Source organism: Streptomyces mangrovisoli (assembly GCF_000974985.2).
Classification (GTDB): domain Bacteria; phylum Actinomycetota; class Actinomycetes; order Streptomycetales; family Streptomycetaceae; genus Streptomyces; species Streptomyces mangrovisoli.
Map to the genome: position 1 here is coordinate 1 of NZ_LAVA02000040.1, position 15,540 is coordinate 15,540.

General features: G+C 73.1%; 15 protein-coding genes, 1 pseudogene and 1 riboswitch. Of the genes and pseudogenes, 6 read left to right on the forward strand and 10 right to left on the reverse strand.

Annotated features, from left to right (window positions below; genetic code table 11):
• Positions 1 to 135 precede the first annotated feature (135 nt).
• The 3 genes from WN71_RS18480 to tgmA form a co-directional block, all read right to left on the reverse strand.
• Complete coding sequence (locus tag WN71_RS18480) at positions 136 to 1,011, reverse strand: Gfo/Idh/MocA family protein (RefSeq protein WP_046591789.1); 876 nt, start codon at positions 1,009 to 1,011, stop codon at positions 136 to 138.
• Positions 1,012 to 1,156: 145 nt separating this feature from the next.
• Positions 1,157 to 2,140, reverse strand: coding sequence for an ATP-grasp ribosomal peptide maturase (gene tgmB, locus WN71_RS18485; protein ID WP_046591790.1), 984 nt, complete (start codon positions 2,138 to 2,140; stop codon positions 1,157 to 1,159).
• A 14-nt stretch (positions 2,141 to 2,154) separates the two neighbouring features.
• Positions 2,155 to 2,346 carry a putative ATP-grasp-modified RiPP gene (tgmA, locus tag WN71_RS18490; RefSeq protein ID WP_046591791.1) on the reverse strand — a complete coding sequence of 64 codons (192 nt, stop codon included), beginning with the start codon at positions 2,344 to 2,346 and terminating at the stop codon, positions 2,155 to 2,157.
• 450 nt (positions 2,347 to 2,796) lie between these two features.
• On the opposite strand from tgmA, the gene WN71_RS18495 reads away from it, so the two are divergent.
• A complete protein-coding gene (locus WN71_RS18495; protein WP_046591821.1) occupies positions 2,797 to 3,750 on the forward strand; it encodes an RNA polymerase subunit sigma-70 in 954 nt (317 codons plus the stop codon).
• Positions 3,751 to 3,806: 56 nt separating this feature from the next.
• A complete protein-coding gene (locus WN71_RS18500; RefSeq protein WP_046591792.1) occupies positions 3,807 to 4,364 on the forward strand; it encodes a dihydrofolate reductase family protein in 558 nt (185 codons plus the stop codon).
• 82 nt (positions 4,365 to 4,446) lie between these two features.
• Here WN71_RS18500 and WN71_RS18505 read toward each other — a convergent pair whose 3' ends face one another.
• A complete protein-coding gene (locus WN71_RS18505; RefSeq protein ID WP_046591793.1) occupies positions 4,447 to 4,923 on the reverse strand; it encodes a hypothetical protein in 477 nt (158 codons plus the stop codon).
• A gap of 436 nt (positions 4,924 to 5,359) precedes the next feature.
• On the opposite strand from WN71_RS18505, the pseudogene WN71_RS42740 reads away from it, so the two are divergent.
• The 3 genes and pseudogenes from WN71_RS42740 to WN71_RS18515 form a co-directional block, all read left to right on the forward strand.
• Positions 5,360 to 5,569: pseudogene (locus tag WN71_RS42740) on the forward strand (hypothetical protein); the annotation flags it as partial.
• A 218-nt stretch (positions 5,570 to 5,787) separates the two neighbouring features.
• On the forward strand, positions 5,788 to 7,215 hold the full coding sequence (locus WN71_RS18510; protein ID WP_046591794.1) for an alkaline phosphatase family protein: 1,428 nt from the start codon (positions 5,788 to 5,790) through the stop codon (positions 7,213 to 7,215).
• Positions 7,216 to 7,345: 130 nt separating this feature from the next.
• Entirely contained in the window at positions 7,346 to 8,416 is a 1,071-nt protein-coding gene (locus tag WN71_RS18515) for an NAD-dependent epimerase/dehydratase family protein (RefSeq protein ID WP_420856509.1), read from the forward strand.
• A gap of 105 nt (positions 8,417 to 8,521) precedes the next feature.
• Here WN71_RS18515 and WN71_RS18520 read toward each other — a convergent pair whose 3' ends face one another.
• From WN71_RS18520 to WN71_RS18545, 6 genes are all read right to left on the reverse strand, one after another.
• On the reverse strand, positions 8,522 to 9,055 hold the full coding sequence (locus WN71_RS18520; RefSeq protein WP_052743190.1) for a hypothetical protein: 534 nt from the start codon (positions 9,053 to 9,055) through the stop codon (positions 8,522 to 8,524).
• Positions 9,033 to 10,322: a WXG100 family type VII secretion target gene (locus WN71_RS18525; RefSeq protein ID WP_046591795.1), complete on the reverse strand. Its 1,290-nt coding sequence runs from the start codon at positions 10,320 to 10,322 to the stop codon at positions 9,033 to 9,035. Before WN71_RS18525 ends, WN71_RS18520 begins: the two co-directional genes overlap by 23 nt.
• The gene (locus WN71_RS18530) at positions 10,322 to 10,621 is read right to left on the reverse strand and encodes a DUF6317 family protein (RefSeq protein ID WP_240529693.1); all 300 of its coding nucleotides are present in this window, start codon (positions 10,619 to 10,621) and stop codon (positions 10,322 to 10,324) included. Before WN71_RS18530 ends, WN71_RS18525 begins: the two co-directional genes overlap by 1 nt.
• Complete coding sequence (locus WN71_RS42745; protein WP_240529694.1) at positions 10,621 to 11,118, reverse strand: SAV_915 family protein; 498 nt, start codon at positions 11,116 to 11,118, stop codon at positions 10,621 to 10,623. The genes WN71_RS18530 and WN71_RS42745 overlap by 1 nt, the downstream gene beginning before the upstream one ends.
• 234 nt (positions 11,119 to 11,352) lie before the next feature.
• Complete coding sequence (locus WN71_RS42750; protein ID WP_052743191.1) at positions 11,353 to 13,605, reverse strand: NlpC/P60 family protein; 2,253 nt, start codon at positions 13,603 to 13,605, stop codon at positions 11,353 to 11,355.
• Positions 13,606 to 13,616: 11 nt separating this feature from the next.
• A riboswitch (cyclic di-AMP (ydaO/yuaA leader) is annotated at positions 13,617 to 13,774 on the reverse strand.
• 187 nt (positions 13,775 to 13,961) lie between these two features.
• A complete protein-coding gene (locus WN71_RS18545) occupies positions 13,962 to 14,558 on the reverse strand; it encodes a TetR family transcriptional regulator (RefSeq protein WP_046591796.1) in 597 nt (198 codons plus the stop codon).
• A gap of 84 nt (positions 14,559 to 14,642) precedes the next feature.
• Between WN71_RS18545 and WN71_RS18550 the strand changes: the two genes are divergently transcribed.
• Positions 14,643 to 15,455 carry a class I SAM-dependent methyltransferase gene (locus WN71_RS18550; RefSeq protein WP_079177945.1) on the forward strand — a complete coding sequence of 271 codons (813 nt, stop codon included), beginning with the start codon at positions 14,643 to 14,645 and terminating at the stop codon, positions 15,453 to 15,455.
• Positions 15,456 to 15,540 lie beyond the last annotated feature (85 nt).

The following is a 15,540-nucleotide window of genomic DNA, read 5'->3' on the forward strand; positions in this document are numbered from 1 at the left end:
CCCTGCGGACCGGCCCCTGCGGACCGGCCCCGGCGGGCCGGGGCCGTGCACCGGCCCCCGGCGGATCGGGTGCGCGGTGGACGGGCCCCCGGCGGACCGGGCTGCCGCGTCCCTGGCCCGTCCGAGAGTCGGGTCCTAGGCCAGCAGTGCCTCCGCCTCCGCCAGTGTCTCGGTGACCCGCAGTGCGAAGGCCGCGTCGCAGGGGTGCGGGGTGCCCGTGCGGGCGGAGTCGAGGAGTGCGTCGGCGGCCCGGCGGAAGGCCGCGACGCCGTCGTCCGAGCCGGCGGGCAGCAGCGTCGCGCCCGCCTCGCCGCGCAGCTCCAGCGCGGCCCCGGCCGCGGCGGGCGGGGCGCTGAGGCTGAGGGTGAGCGTGCTCGACGCGCCGCCGGTGTGCTCCAGCACCAGGTGTACGGCGTCGCGCGGCCCGCGGACGGCGGCGGCCACCCGGCGCACGTCGCCGAGGACCGGGACCAGCACCGACAGGGCGTGCGGGCCGATGTCCCAGAGCGGGCCCTTCTCCCGCCGCCAGGGCGAGTCGGCGAACGGGCTGTCGCTGGTGAAGACGGCGCCGAGCCAGTGGGCTCGCGCCGTGAACCAGCCCGGCTTGGCGGCCTGTTCGGCGATCCAGACCGCGGGTTCCCGCTGGAAGCGGGTGGTGAAGAAGACGACCGAGGCGACCTGCGCCTTCTCGGCCGCCGTCACCACCGCGCGGCCCTCCGGCACGGACAGCGCGATCGGTTTGTCCAGCAGCAGGTGGCGGCCCGCCCCGGCCGCCCGGACCGCCAACTCGGCCTGCACGGACGGGGGGAGCGCCACCGCGACGGCGTCGACGTCGTCGAGGAGGGCGTCGACGTCGGCGTAGGCGCGGGTGCCGAAGCGGTCGGCCAACTCCCGTGCCGCCTCGGGGCGCCGGCCCCACACCCCGGCGAAGTCCAGCCGGTCGTGCTCGTGCAGGGCGGGTGCGTGCACCATCCGCGCCCAGGGTCCGGTGCCCAGCAGTCCGATGCGCATACGGTGGCCTCTCCTCGGCACGCCGCCGCGGTGGCCGCCGATGTCGTACGGACGCACGGTCGCGTCCGCGGTGATCGTGACATGGCCCCCCGGCCCGCGCGCAAGCCCCTGCCGGCCGTGCCGGGTTCCCGGCCCGCGCCGCAGCTCAGGACGTGGTGCGGGCGGTCCCGTTGGCGTGTGCGTGCGCCGGGCGGGGCTCGCCCGCGAGCCACTCGGCGATGCTGCGGGCGATGGGCTGGCCGGTGTCCATCTCGATGAAGCCGAACTGGCCGGACTGGTTGCACTCCAGGAACCACCAGATGCCGTCCGCGTCCTCGGCGAAGTCGAAGGCACCGTAGGCGAGTTCGGCCTCGTGAAGGTAGGTGCGGACGGCGGCGCCGACGCGCGGCGGGACCTCCACGGGCCGCCAGGGTTCGGTGGACTCGGCGAACCGCACGTCCACCACGTCGGGGTCGGCGTCCGCGGCCACGGCCTTGCGGGCGCCGTGGAGACGGTCGCCCACCACGGTCAGCCGGATGTCGGCCCGTTTGGCGATCCGGCGTTGCAGCAGTGTCGGGCCGTAGGCGACGGCCGCGAAGTCGGCGTCCGGGGCGACCCTGCTGGTCGGCACCGCCCGCGGCGGTTCCTGCGGGTGCGCGCCGGAGACCGGCTTGACCACCAGGTCCGGGAAGCGCTCCGCGAAGTCCCGGGCCGCCTGCGGGAACGTCGTGATGAGGGTGGCGGGCACGGCCAGGCCGCTGCGCTGGGCGAGCCGCAGCTGCCAGGGCTTGTGGCGGGCGCGGGTGGCCGCGTCGGGATGGTTCATCCAGCGGGCGTCGGTGGAGCGCAGCATCCCGTACAGCGCCTGGGAGGACTCCTCGGACAGCCAGGCGGACGGGTCGGCGGCGCGGGCGGCGGGCACGCCCGGTCTGCGCACCCAGACGGACCGCAGACCGGACATGCTGACCAGGCGGCCCGCCACGGACAGATGCCCGCGTGAGACGCCGTGCACGTACTCGCCCGAGAGGGCGACGCCGTGGGTCAGGTCGGCGGGGTCGAACCGGAGCACCGGGACGCCCGCCTCGTGCAGACGGACGACCACCATGTCGGCCGTCACGTCTTCTTCACTCGTCAGGATGAGCACGGTCATGTCGGATTCCGCGGTCAGTCGTCGAAGTGCGTCTTGGAACCCGCGGTCGAGGTGGTGGTCCCCAGCGCGCGCATGACGGCGAAGTCGGTGGCGGCGAGCCGACCGTCGGGGAGCACGTTCAACTGGAGTCCGGAGTCGTAGACATACGGAACGGTGACTTCCAACTGTGCCGCTGGGCGCGCGTAGTTGAGCGCGAACGGTTGCATCGTCTCTCCCTGTTCGGTGCTGCCTCCGCCGGACGGGCCCTCTTATCGGATGCCCCGCTCCGCCCGCCTGGTTTCGGCTTCCACGGACTTATACGAATCGAACGGGTGAATGGTTTCCTTACTCTCCGTAGTCATCGTCCGGGCCTGCGCTTTTCCAGCATGTTCAACGACCACGTGTCGCCTTAATCACATCCGCCACTTGAGCAACATGGCGCGAACGCGCCCCGGGAGTACCCAAGTCCACCTGTTCGGATGACAATTCCCGCCCGTACGTCCTCAGTTGGGCGGGCTGTCCGAGGTTGACCGGGACGCCGGAAGTATGCGCCCGCACGGGACCGATACCGGGAAAGACGCGCGCGGAGCCGCCGACGTTTCGCCGGGGCGGTGCACCCTGTCCGCGCGGACGCCGTCACCGGGCGCCGATGGTGCGGCGCGGGGTCGTACGCGATGATGGCCGGCGTGAACCTCGAGCCGCACCGCAGCGAGTTGGTTACGTACTGCTACCGCATGACCGGGTCCTTCCACGAGGCGGAGGACCTGACGCAGGAGACGCTGCTGCGCGCCTGGAAGGCCCGCGACCGCTACGACCCGGCGCGCGCCTCACTGCGGACCTGGCTCTACCGGATCGCCACCAACGTGTGCCTGACCGCCCTGCGGGGCCGCGCCCGCCGCCCGCTGCCCTCCGGGCTCGGCGCGCCGAGCGACGACCCGGCGGCGCCGCTGACGCCCGCGACGGACATCCCGTGGCTCCAGCCGTTCCCCGACGCGCGGTTCGACCCGGAGCTGCGCACCGGCCTGCGGCTCGCGCTCGTCGCGGCCCTCCAGCTGCTGCCGGCCCGGCAGCGGGCCGTGCTCGTGCTCCGCGAGGTCCTGGAGTTCAGCGCCGCCGAGGTCGCCGAACAGCTCGACACCTCGGTCGCCGCGGTCAACAGCGCGCTCCAGCGCGCCCGGTCCGCGCTGGCCGGGATCGAGGACGCGGGCGAGGTGCCCGAACCGGACGACCCGGCCGCCCGCGCCACCGTCGAGCGGTACGTCCGCGCCTTCGAGGCCGCCGACGTGGCCGCGCTCGTACGGCTGCTCACCGACGCCGTCGTCCTGGAGATGCCGCCGATCCCGTTCTGGTACCGCGGCGGCGAGCACTACGGCGCCTTCATGGAGGGGGTGTTCGCGCGGCGCGGCACCGGCTGGCGGGTGCGGGTCGTGACGGCGGGCGGCCAGCCCGCGCTCGCCGCGTACGCCCCCGGGCCGGGCCGGGACGACGGGCCGGTGCTGCACTCCGTCCAGGTCCTCACCCTGCTCGGGGACCGGATCGCGCGGAACTCGGTGTTCGTCGACCCGCAGGTGCTGGCCTCCTTCGGCCTGCCGCCCCAGCCGCCCGCGAACGAATTCTCCCCGCCGCGATGAGTCCGGCCGGTGCCGCCGGTATGTACCTGCGAGCATCGACCGAGAGGACAGTCGCGATGAGCGTCATCGTCATTCAATTCATCACCGTGGACGGGGTGGCCGCCGACCCGGCCGGCGCCTCGGGCACGCCGACCGGTGGCTGGGTCCTGCGGCACGGCCGGGAGCAGATCGCGGGGGACAAGTTCGGGATCGCGGACGTGCTGGAGGACGGCGCGATGCTGCTGGGCCGCGCGACCTGGCAGGAGTTCGCGCGGATCTGGCCCGGTCGGTCCGGTCCCTTCGCGGACCGCATGAACGCGGCGCGCAAGCTGGTCGTCTCCCGCACCGGCCTGGACACCTCGGCCTGGAGCAACTCGACCGTCGTCGACGGCGACCCGGCCGCCGCCGTCCGCAAGGCGGAGGGCGACATCGTGGTGCTGGGCAGCCGCAGCGTCGTCGGGGCCCTCGCGGCCGAGGACCTGGTCGACGAGTACCGCCTGCTGACCTTCCCGGAGGTCGTCGGCACCGGAGATCCGTTCTTCCCCGCGGGGACGGCGCCGGTCCACCTGCGGTGCCTGTCGGTGGAGCCGTCCGGCGTCGGCTTCCTGACCCGCTATGCGAGGACCGGCGCGTGAACCAGCGCGACACGCGCGCGGGGCCGGACGCCGTACGGCGTCCGGCCCCGCGCTGTCCTGCCCGTTCCCGTTGTGCGGCGGGTCAGACGCCCCAGGTGCCCTGGTTCACGGCGCAGTTCCAGCCGGTCCCCTTCAGCGTGAACTTCACCTTGTAGGAGTGCGTGTTGAGCAGGTGCGTGCGCACCGTGACGCCGAGCTTCCCCTTGGCCTTGAGCGTGGCCGTGTAGACGGAGACGGTCTTGGACGTGCGGTGCGTGACCTTGCCGCCCTTCGCCGTCGCCGTCCCGAAGCGGATGTTCTTCACGTCGGTCACCGTGAAGGTGACCTTCTTGAAGCTCTTCGTGGTGCTCTTGTTGTTGACACCGAAGTACAGCCCGCTGCCGGTCACCCAGCCGTTCGAGTCGACGTAGAAGCGGCTCGGGTAGCTGATGCTGATCGGGCAGCTCGAACTCGTCGCCGAGGCGGACGCCGCCGACGCGGCGCCCGCGAAGCCGAGCTGAGCGGCGGTGACGATCCCGGCCGTCGCCAGGACGGCCGTCGTCGTACGCGTACGGTTCACTGCGGTCTACCTCCCCCTGAGGCCCCCGTGGGCCCTGCTGACGGAACGTGCGGTGTTCCGGACCGCCCGACTCGATGGAGCGTCAAGGCGGCGCGCCGCCATTCCTAGCACGAACCCCCACCCCCACACGCCCTCAAAAGCGCCCCCCACCCAACCGGTGACGAAATCCGAACATCCACCGGGCATAGGGCCGTTGAGCGCCACCTCGCACCGGCCGCCGCACTGCCCCACCGCCGCTCCCGTCGCACCGCCGCTCCCGTCGCACCGCCCCACGCCGCGCGGCGCGGGTGCCGCCTCGCCAGGATGACGCGCTCCCCGAACATCATCGTCCGGAGGGGTCGTTCCGAGGGAAGCTCAGGGGACTGGGCATCTTCACCGCGGGCGCCGTCATGGGTGCCGGCGGTGACGGCGGACAGCAGGACGCCGGGGCTTCCGGAGTGGATCGAGCGGGGGCACCGGAACCAGCGGGAGCGGCAGCGGATCGGGCTCCACCACCACCTGCTCGATCCGGTCCAACGCCGGCAACTGCTACTCCGCAGGCCAGTTCTGCCGCAACAGCGACCACGGTGCCACGACGACCACCGCGAGCGGCGCGCGGATCCGGTGTTCCTACAGTGCGAACGCTTGGCGGTGGACGTACGCCTGAGTGGGTGTCGGTTGGGGCGAACGTGTATTCCTGTAGCGGCCATGTTTTCTCAAGGCGAGGCAACGGGGCGGCAACGGCGGTATGGCGTGGGTCATGGGTTGGTCAATCCCTTCCTTCCCGTTGTCCGCCTGTTCATCATCGGCCCCTGACGCCGCACACCGCGGCGAGCGGAGAGTGGCGGGCGACCAGTCCGCGAGAACACTCGACAAGGGGTATCCATGGCCGAGTTGACACGTCGTAGACTTCTGGGTTCGACCGCGGGCGCGCTGGGCGGCGCCGCGGCGCTCTCCCTCCTCCCACCGAGCGTCCAGAAGGCGGTCGCAGCCGAACCGCCCAAGCACAGCTCGCTGCGCGACATCGAGCACGTCGTCCTGCTGATGCAGGAGAACCGGTCGTTCGACCACTACTTCGGGACCTTGTCCGGCGTCCGCGGCTTCTCGGACCCGCACGCGCTGCGCCTCGACACCGGCCGCAGCGTCTTCTACCAGCCCGACGCCGTGAACCCCAAGGGCTATCTGCTCCCCTTCCACCTGGACACCCATACGTCCAGCGCCCAGGCCATCCCGTCGACCAGCCACGCCTGGTCCGTGCAGCACTCGGCGTGGAACAACGGCAAGATGGACCAGTGGCTCCCCGCCCACCGCGCGGCCGACGGGGTCAACGGCCCCTACGTCATGGGCTACTACACGCGCGAGGACATCCCCTTCCAGTTCGCGCTCGCCGAGACGTTCACCATCTGCGACAACTACTTCTGCTCGGTCTTCGGCCCCACCTGGCCGAACCGCCTGATGTGGATGACCGGTTCGATCGACCCCGGCGGCACCCTGGGCGGCCCGGTCATCAAGAACTCGGCTCCGCAGCCCTACCGCTGGACGACCTACGCCGAACGCCTCCAGGACGCCGGAGTCAGCTGGAAGGTCTACCAGCAGGACGACGACTACGGCTGCAACATGCTGGAGCAGTTCGCCACCTTCAAGAACGCGCAGCCCGGTTCCGACCTGTACGAGCGCGGTGTGCGCCCGCAGCCCGAGGGCACCTTCGAGGACGACGCTCGCAACGACCGGCTGCCGGCCGTGTCCTGGATCATGCCCACCAGCTACCAGTCCGAGCACCCGGACTACCTTCCCGCGGCCGGCGCCGACTTCGTCGCGTCGAAGATCGAGGCCATCGCGTCCAACCCGAAGGTGTGGCGCAAGACGGCCTTCATCCTCAACTACGACGAGAACGACGGCCTGTTCGACCACGTCGCCCCGCCCACCCCGCCCGCCGGCACGGCCGACGAGTTCATCTCCGGCCTGCCCATCGGCGGCGGCTTCCGGGTGCCCGCCATCATCATCTCGCCCTGGACGGTGGGCGGCTGGGTCGCCACCGAGGCGTTCGACCACACCTCGGCACTCCAGTTCCTGGAGCGCTTCACCGGGGTGGCGGAGCCGAACGTCAGCGCCTGGCGGCGCGACACCTTCGGCGACTTCACCTCCGCGTTCCGCTTCTCCCGCCCCCGGCGCCACGCCCCGAGCCTCCCCGACGACACCGCGGAGCAGCTGGAGAAGGCCAAGGAGGAGGTCGCCACCCTGCCCAAGCCGACCCTGCCCGGCGCCGACCAGACGTTCCCGCACCAGGAGCGCGGCCGCCGCCCGCACGTGTGACCCGCGCCGCTCGGCATCCCGTGGTGCGGGGCCTTCCCACCGGCCCCGCACCACCCGGTGTCAACGGCCCGCCGACCGCGTACGATCCCGCCACCGACGTACCACCGGCGGGGACCGAGGAGAGCGACGCGTGGACAGCGTGGACACAGGGGCGGACACGACCGTCGTGGTGACCGGCGGCAGCGGATTCGTCGGCAGCCATCTCGTACGGCGGCTGCTGGAGCGGGGCTACACCGTGCGCACGACCGTGCGCCGCGCCGCGGACCCCGTGAAGACCCGCCCGCTGCGCGAGATGCAGGAGGCCTTCCCCAGCCGCCTGACGCTCTTCGAGGCCGACCTGCTCGCCGAGGGCTCCTTCGACGAGGCCATGAAGGACTGCCGCACCGTCTTCCACGTGGCGTCCCCGTTCCTGATGCCCGAGAAGATCACGGACGGGCAGCGCGACATGGTCGACCCCGCGCTGCTCGGCACCCGCAACGTCCTGGCGAGCGTCGAACGCACCCCGAGCGTCGGCACGGTGGTCCTGACGTCCACCGTCGGCACCGTCTTCGGCGACTACGCCGACGTCCTGGAGATGGACGGACAGGTCCTGAGCGAGCGGTACTTCAACACGTCGAGCACGGTGGAGAACAACCCCTACCACTACGCCAAGACCCTCGCCGAGGCCGCCGCCCGCGAGGCCGCCGCCGGCCAGGACCGCTGGCGGCTGGTCTGCCTCAACCCCGGCCTGGTGCTGGGCCCCTCGCTCACCCCCGCGTCCACGTCCGGCAGCCTGTTCCTGCTCGACGAACTCTTCAAGGGCTACTTCTTCTACGGCGCCCCCGACTTCAGCTTCACCACGGTCGACGTCCGTGACCTGGCCGACGCCCATGTCGCCGCCGCCGAACATCCCGAGGCCACCGGCCGGTACATCGTCGCGGCCGAGACCATGACGTCGTTCCACGACATGGCCCGGATCGTCCGCACCCGCCACCCCCGCGACCCGCGGCTGCCGCGCACCGCCCTGCCGCACTGGCCCGTCCGGATCCTCGGCCCCGCCTTCGGCCTCACCCAGGACTACATCCGCAAGCACCTCGGCATCCGCTTCCGCGTGGACAACACCCGCGGACTGCGCGAACTCGGCCTCACCTACCGGCCGACAGCGGAGACCGTGCTGGACCACCACGCGTCGTGGCGGGCCCAGCGCCGCCGTACCCGCTGAACCCGCCCCGGACCGCGCACGGCAACGGGCCGGGCGGAAAAGGGCCGGGCGGAAAAGGGCCGGACGACAAAGGGCCGGACGACGAAGGGCTGCACGGCAAAGGCCCTACGCGTCCTGCCCGTTCCGCAGCGCCCGTCGCGCCCCCACCTCGCTCGGGTACTCCCGGACCGTGAACGCGGCGAGGACCCAGCCGACGAGCCACGCCGCGCACGCGGGCAGCACGGGCGCCGCCACCAGCAACAGGAAGCGGCCCGCGACCGCGCGCCCGCCGGACCGCCGCGTCTCGTCCCGCTTGCCCGCACGGGCCGCGGCGGGCGACGGCGGGTCCTGGAGCCGGCGCCGGTGCTCCCGGCGCTGCACCACCCAGCCCCACACGAGCGCCCCACAGGACGCGACGACCTGGACCCAGTCCCACACCGGCCGCACCGCGGAGGGCAGTTCGCCCCGGAAGCCGCCGTAGAGCCGCAGCGCGACGAAACACGCGAAGGCCGTCACCGCGAACCAGAGCAGGGCGCCGAAGGCGCGCCGAAGCCAGTAGCGCGGGCCCCGCTCGTACCAGGTGGTGCCTAGCCCCGGCAGGGCCGGGACGCGGGCGGGAGCCCCCGCGGCGGGCGCTTCAGAAGAGGCTCTTGATGCCATGCCAGACGTCATCCTTCAGTCGTACGAAGTCGTCCCCGGTCTCCGACAGCACGTTCCCGGAGCCGTGCAGGATCCCCCCGACCACGCCGTGGTCGTGGATGTCCTCGCTCCAGTGCTCGTGGAAGGAGTGGTCGATGATGCCCGTCGCGCCGATCACGACCGCGCCGCCGACCCCGGCGACCACGGCCACCGGAACATCGACCGGCGCGGCGGCCACCAGCCCGGCCGTGATCGCCGTCCCGGCGACCAGACCGGCGATGTTGGCGCCGCCGTCGACGGTGACGGAATGCTGCCACGACCAGCCCTTGTCGTGGTCGTCGGACGCCTCCAGCAGCCCGCAGGCGCCGGCCGCCGCGACGTCCAGGACCGGTATCTCCTTGAGGAAGTCGGGGAGTTTCTCGACGCCCTCGCCGAGCCGCAGCGCGTCCGCGGCGTCGGCGAGCTTCACGTTGAGCGCGCGGTCGTACGGCAGTGCCGTACTGCCGTGGTCGGCGCGGGCGATGTCCGACTCCAGCGACTCGACCTGCGCGACCGCGTCCCGGTAGGCACCCTTTGCGGGGAGGTCCTTGGGCAGGTTCTTGCCGGCCTTCTGGAACGCCTTGCGCTCGGAGCGCAGCGCCTTCTTGGCCGCCGTCTCCTCGGCCTTGGCGTCGTCCAGGGCCGCGCGCGCCTTGGCCCCGCCGGCCCGCGCGTCCTCGGCGTCGTAGGCGTACAGACCGCGCAGATAGTCCGCGAGGGTGACCTTGTCGCCCTGCGAGACCGGGCCGGTGACCTGCGCGTACAGCGCGGTCAGCTGGTCGGCGGCGACCAGGCGGGCGTGCTGCGCGGTGTGCAGGATCTCCTGGCGCACCTGGTCGTACTCGTGGAACGCGGAGATCGTCTTCTGGTCGTCCGCGGTGGGCGGATCGGCGGTGACGAAGGAGTTCGGCACGCCCTTGGCGCCCATCGGCACGCCCTTGCCCACCGCGACGGCCTCGGCGTTCTGGAGAGCCGTCTCGCACCCGGACAGCGACTGGACGAGCGTGTCGAGGATGGCGCCCGCGTCGTGCACGAGGTTGGCGAAGGCGCCCGCGGTGAGCGCGTCCTCGCTCCAGCGGCCGCGGAAGCTCTCGGCGGCCTCGCCCTGCCAGCCCGCGTCGGTCACCAACGCCTCCACGGCGTCGGTGACCGGGCGCACGACGTCGTCGAGCTTGCCCTTGGCGTTCTTGTAGGTGTCCGCCATCGTGCGCAGCCCGCCGATGTCACCGCCGACCCAGCTGTCGCCCATCAGCCCTCACCCGTCATCAGGTCCTCGAACACGCCGTGCACGTCGACGTCGTGGCGCTGGAAGGAGTCGCGTGCGTACGCCACCTTGTCGCCGTGGTCGTCCAGCCGGTCGGCGAACCCGATGTGCAGGGCCACGATCAGGTCGGCGATCTCCTTGATCGCGTGGTCGCAGCCGCCGTCACCGCTGTCCGCGACCGGCGGGGTCACGTCCGGGCCGAGGCCCCGGTAGTCGCGGGCCTGGTCGTGGAAGGTCTTGGTCATCGCGGTGAGATCGCTCATCACCGCCTGGAAGTCGGCCATCAGCGCGCCTCCCGCGCGTACGCGGCCAGGTCCTCCGGCCGCCAGTTGGATTGTCCCGGCGCCACGCGCGGGTCGAGCAGCACGGTCATGCCGCGCCCGCGCACATCCTCGGCGAGCGGTCCGAGCGAAGTGGCCACCCACGGCTGGTTGTCGCCCAGCGCCGCCACCAGCGCGCTCAGGCTGGTGAACGCGAAGGCCACCGTGGAGCCCGCCGGGTGCGCGAAGAACTCGTAGACGATGAAGGGGACTCGGACGGGCCGTCCGGCCTCGTCCCTCGCGTCGACGTAGCGCGGATGCGCGGGCACGAACACCGGTGTGTGGTACGGCGGGACGCCGGGCCGGGGTCCCGGGCGGGCGTCGGCCGGTCCCGCCGGGGCCGGTTGGGCGTCGGCGTAGTCCTGGAGACGGGAACGGACGGTCTTCGGCGTGCCGTCGGCCCGCGTGCCGTCCGGCGGTTCGGGCCCGACGAAGTCCAGTATGCGCGAACGCGTCACCACCCCTGCCCCCGTCCCCTTTGGCTGTGTCGTCGATCGGGTGGCACCACCGTAGCCAGCGTGCGCGAGGGCAAATCCGGCTATGTCGGTTCGGGCCGGGGGACCGATGCAGAACCCGTACAGCGGCTTGGCCGACGCCTGGGTATCGCTTGACCGTTCGATGACCTGGCCGGGAATCGCCGGTGGCCACCGTCGTACGACGGTGGCCACCGGCGAGCGGCGCCGCGGCGCCGGGTGTCACGCGGGCCGGATCGCGCCCTGGATGGCCTGCGGGCCGGCGAAGAAGATGGACTCCTCCTGGATGGACCCGCCGGGGCCGGGCGCGTGGATCATCAGGCCGTTGCCCGTGGACATGCCGACATGGGCGGCACCGGCGTGGAAGAAGATCAGGTCGCCGGGCTTGAGCCGGGTGAGGGGGATCTGCCGCCCGGCGCCGACCTGTTCCTGTGCCGTGCGCGGCAGGGCGACTCCGGCGGCCCGCCAGGCGGCCTGCGTGAGGCTGGCGCAGTCGTAGGCCTCCGGCCCGGCGGCACCCATGAGACACGGCCTGCCGACCTGTGCGCGGGCGAACTCCAGCGCCTTGGCGGCCTTGAGGGCGTAACGGGTGGGCTGCCCCGGGGCGGACGGCTGGGCCGGTGCCGGTGCCGGTGCCGGTGCTTGTGCCGCTGCGGCCGCGGGCATGGCCGCCTGGGCCTGGGCGGCGGCGGCCGGCCATTCCACCGGGGGAGGGGTCTGGGCGGCGACGGCGGGGATCTGCCCGGTGTCCCACTCCGCCTGGGCCGGGACCACGGGCACGGCACCCGTGCCCCACGCCTGCTGCGCGGGCGCGACAGGCATCTGTCCCGTGCCCCAGTCGGGGGTGGGGGTGGCGGTCGGGATGGCGCCCGTGCCCCAGTCGGGGGTGGGGGTGGCGGTCGGGATGGCGCCCGTGCCCCAGTCGGGAGCGGGGGCCGCGGTCGGTACGGCACCGGTGCCCCACTCGACGCGCGGGGTCGGCGGCTGGGCCTGGGCGCCGCTCGTGCCCCACTGGACCCGTGGGGTCGGCATCTGGGCGGCGGCGTCGGTGCCCCACTGCACGCGCGGGGTCGCGGTCGGTACGGCGCGGGCGGCCGGGGGAGCGGCGGGGACGACCGGGGCGGCCTGAGCGGCGGCCGGGGTCGCGGGGAAGGATCCGGTGTTCCACTCCGGCTGAGGCTGCGCCTGGGGCGGGACCGTGGGGACGGCGCCGGTGCCCCAGTCGCCCTGCGCGCCGGGCACCTGGGGAATCGGACCGCTGCCCCAGTCGTTCTGCGCGGGCACGGCCGGGATCTGCCCGGTGCCCCACTCGGGCTGTGCGGGGACCTGAGGGATCGCACCCGTGCCCCAGTCCGGCTGCGAGACCTGCGGGACGGCGCCCGTGCCCCAGTCCGGCTGCGCGGGGACGACGGGCATTCCGCCGGTGGCCCAGTCGGGCAGATCGGCCACCGTCGGGACGGCTCCCGTACCCGGGCCGACCGAGGACGGGACGACCGGGATCGGGCCGCTGCCCCAGTCGTTCTGGGCCGGGATGACCGGCATGGGGCCCGTGCCCCAACCGGGCTGGGCGGCGGGGACGACGGGCATCTGCCCGGTGCCCCACTCCGCCTGCGCGGGGACCTGGGGGATGGCACCGGTTCCCCAGTCGGCCTGTGCGGGGACCTGGGGGATGGCGCCCGTGCCCCAGTCGGCCTGTGCGGGGACCTGGGGGATGGCGCCCGTGCCCCAGTCCGGCTGTGCGGGGACCTGCGGGATCGCACCCGTTCCCCAGTCCGGCTGAGCCGGGACGACGGGCATGGCGCCCGTGCCCCAGTCCGGCTGTGCGGGGACCTGCGGGATCGCACCCGTGCCCCACTCCGCCTGGGCCGGAACCGCCGGGATCTGCCCGGTACCCCACTCGGGCTGCACGGTCGGCAGGACACTCGTCGGGCCGGGCGCGGCGGCGGGGGAGGCCGTCAACTCGGGGCGCGGAGCGGTGGGTTGCGCGGGCGCGGCGGGCAGGGCGAGCGGGGCTGCGGCCGGGCGGGCCGGGGCCGCCGGAAATTCCGCAACCGCGGCGGAGCCCGAACCGCCGGTCAGCTCCGGGGTCTTGCGGAGAGCGGCCTCCAGGTCGCTGAGGGTGGGACCGGAGTCCTTGTCCTTGCGCGGGGCGGGCGAGGAGGAGCGCGGGCGGTCCGCCTCGCGCTGGGGGAGCCGGTCCCGGGGCAGCGCGGCGGCGACCGTCGGGCCGATCGCGTTGCGGGCCATGTCGAACCACTGCCGCGCGACGCCGTCCATCTCCGAGCCGGAACCCGAACCGCCCCGACCGGAACCCGAACCGCCTCTGCCCGCACCGGACTTGCCGGATCGGCGGGAGGCGCCGACGGTCATCGCGCGGGTGGCGTTGTACGTTCCGGAGTCCGTCTCGGCGCGGTTGTACAGGTTGTTGATCCGCTGCTCGATCTCGGCGCCGCTGGGCCCCTCGTCTCGCGCCATGGTGGGAGACGTACTCCTTCCGTGCTCCGCCTACCGAGTTAGCTGACGGGTTCGGGCGGTATCGGAAGGCGTGCCCTACGGCCCTCGCCCGGGTGGGCGGTCGGGTCGATTCACCCCGGAGATCGGTGGGTCCCCGGCTCCGGTTCGCCCCTGGGGGCCGTACCGGATTCGACGGAGGCCGCGCGACCCGGCGAGGTTCGCCGGAGGGAGTCGTACAGCCTGGGGTCAAAATAACGAACTTGTGTGCCGTGTGTGAAGGTTGGAGCGCGGTATGTCCGATACGTAATTGTGATATTCGCCTTAGTCATTGGTGGGCAAAGTCACCACGGGGCCGGGCGGGGTCTGGTGTCGTCCGTTCAGGCCCGTGTTGCGACCGCTCCCACAACGGCCGTGACCGTCCGGCGCACTGCCTCGGCGTCGGGCGGGGTGCCCGTGCGGTCGGCGAACAGCAGATGCCCGGCCCCGATGAGCGTGGGGGCGAGGGTTCGCACGTCGGCGTCGGCGGCGACGCGTCCGCGCTCGCGCTCGGCGTCGAGGTAGCCCGCGAGCATGGCCGTCGCCTCCGCGAGCAGGGGCACCCCCGACGGTGCGGTGCGGCGCAGCCGGGCGCGCAGCTCGTCGCGGAACGTGATGAGGCTGACGATCGCCACGGCCACCGAGCCGAACACCTCCGTCAGCGCCTCGGCGAGGTTGTCCACCACGGTGCCGGTGCCCGCGCGGTCGCGGAGCGCGGCGGCCTGCGTCTCGACGCGGGCGACCCGGTCCTGCACCAACTCGGCGAGGAAGGCGTCGAAGTCGGCGAAGTGCCGGTGCAGCACGCCCTTGGCGCACCCGGCCTCCGTGGTCACCGCCCTGCTGGTCAGCGCGCTGGGCCCGGACCGCAGCAGAATGCGCTCGGCCGCGTCGAAGAGCTGTTCGCGCGGGTCGCGCAGGGCCACGCCGGTCGGCGCCATACGGGTCGTCCTCTCCTTGCCGGAACACGGCCGAGGGTAACCCTCCCCGTTGACGAGTGGGCACGTGCCCACCATAGTGGGCGTATGCCCACTCCTTCGCTCCCGGAGAGCGCGCCCCACCGGCACCGCGACGTGGCGGAGTCCTTCGGCGAGGACGCCGAGCGCTACGACCGCACCCGTCCCCGCTATCCCGAGGCCCTGGTCCGGCGGATCGTCGACGCCTGCCCCGGCCCGGACGTCCTCGACGTCGGCTGCGGTACCGGCATCGTCGCCCGCCAGTTCCGGGCCGCCGGCTGCACCGTGCTCGGCGTGGAACCCGACGCGCGCATGGCTGGCCTCGCCCGCCGTTCGGGCATCGCGACCGAGGTCGCCCGCTGGGAGGAGTGGGATCCCGCCGGACGGACCTTCGACGCGGTGGTGTCGGGGCAGGCGTGGCACTGGATCGACCCGGTGGAGGGGGCCGTTCAGGCCGCGCGCGTGCTGCGTCCCGGCGGCCTCCTGGCCCTGTTCTGGAACGTGCCCGAACTCCCCGTCGAGGTCATGGAGGCGTTCGCCGCCGTCTTCGAACGGGTCGTGCCCGACTCGCCGTTCGACTTCCGGGCGCTCTCCGGCGGCGCCCTGACCGGCTATGCGAGGCTGCTCGACAAGGTCGCCGAAGGCATCGGCGGCACGGGCCGGTTCGGCGGGCCGGAGCAGTGGCGGTGTGCGTGGGAGTGGTCGTACACCCGGGACGCGTGGCTGGCGCAGATGCCCACCTTCGGCCCGCTCACCCGGCTGCCGAAACCGCAGCTGGAGCAGGTGCTGGACGGGGCGGGTGCGGCGGTGGACGCCCTCGGTGGTACCTTCACGGCGCGCTACACGACCATGGCGGTAGGGGCGTCCCTGCTGCCCGGGTGATGACCCCATAACCCCCTGTCGGACCCGTCGAGCCCGACCGTACACTGACAACTCATAGGCATGAGGCCGCAGTTGACGGGGGGAG

Excerpts from the sequence above, each read along its gene's own strand:
- WN71_RS18480 (WP_046591789.1), bottom strand. The coding sequence starts at position 1,011 with ATGCGCATCGGACTGCTGGGCACCGGACCCTGGGCGCGGATGGTGCAC.
- tgmB (WP_046591790.1), bottom strand. The coding sequence starts at position 2,140 with ATGACCGTGCTCATCCTGACGAGTGAAGAAGACGTGACGGCCGACATG.
- tgmA (WP_046591791.1), bottom strand. The coding sequence starts at position 2,346 with ATGCAACCGTTCGCGCTCAACTACGCGCGCCCAGCGGCACAGTTGGAA.
- WN71_RS18495 (WP_046591821.1), top strand. The coding sequence starts at position 2,797 with ATGGCCGGCGTGAACCTCGAGCCGCACCGCAGCGAGTTGGTTACGTAC.
- WN71_RS18500 (WP_046591792.1), top strand. The coding sequence starts at position 3,807 with ATGAGCGTCATCGTCATTCAATTCATCACCGTGGACGGGGTGGCCGCC.
- WN71_RS18510 (WP_046591794.1), top strand. The coding sequence starts at position 5,788 with ATGGCCGAGTTGACACGTCGTAGACTTCTGGGTTCGACCGCGGGCGCG.
- WN71_RS18520 (WP_052743190.1), bottom strand. The coding sequence starts at position 9,055 with ATGGCATCAAGAGCCTCTTCTGAAGCGCCCGCCGCGGGGGCTCCCGCC.
- WN71_RS18525 (WP_046591795.1), bottom strand. The coding sequence starts at position 10,322 with ATGGGCGACAGCTGGGTCGGCGGTGACATCGGCGGGCTGCGCACGATG.
- WN71_RS18530 (WP_240529693.1), bottom strand. The coding sequence starts at position 10,621 with ATGGCCGACTTCCAGGCGGTGATGAGCGATCTCACCGCGATGACCAAG.
- WN71_RS42750 (WP_052743191.1), bottom strand. The coding sequence starts at position 13,605 with ATGGCGCGAGACGAGGGGCCCAGCGGCGCCGAGATCGAGCAGCGGATC.
- WN71_RS18545 (WP_046591796.1), bottom strand. The coding sequence starts at position 14,558 with ATGGCGCCGACCGGCGTGGCCCTGCGCGACCCGCGCGAACAGCTCTTC.
- WN71_RS18550 (WP_079177945.1), top strand. The coding sequence starts at position 14,643 with ATGCCCACTCCTTCGCTCCCGGAGAGCGCGCCCCACCGGCACCGCGAC.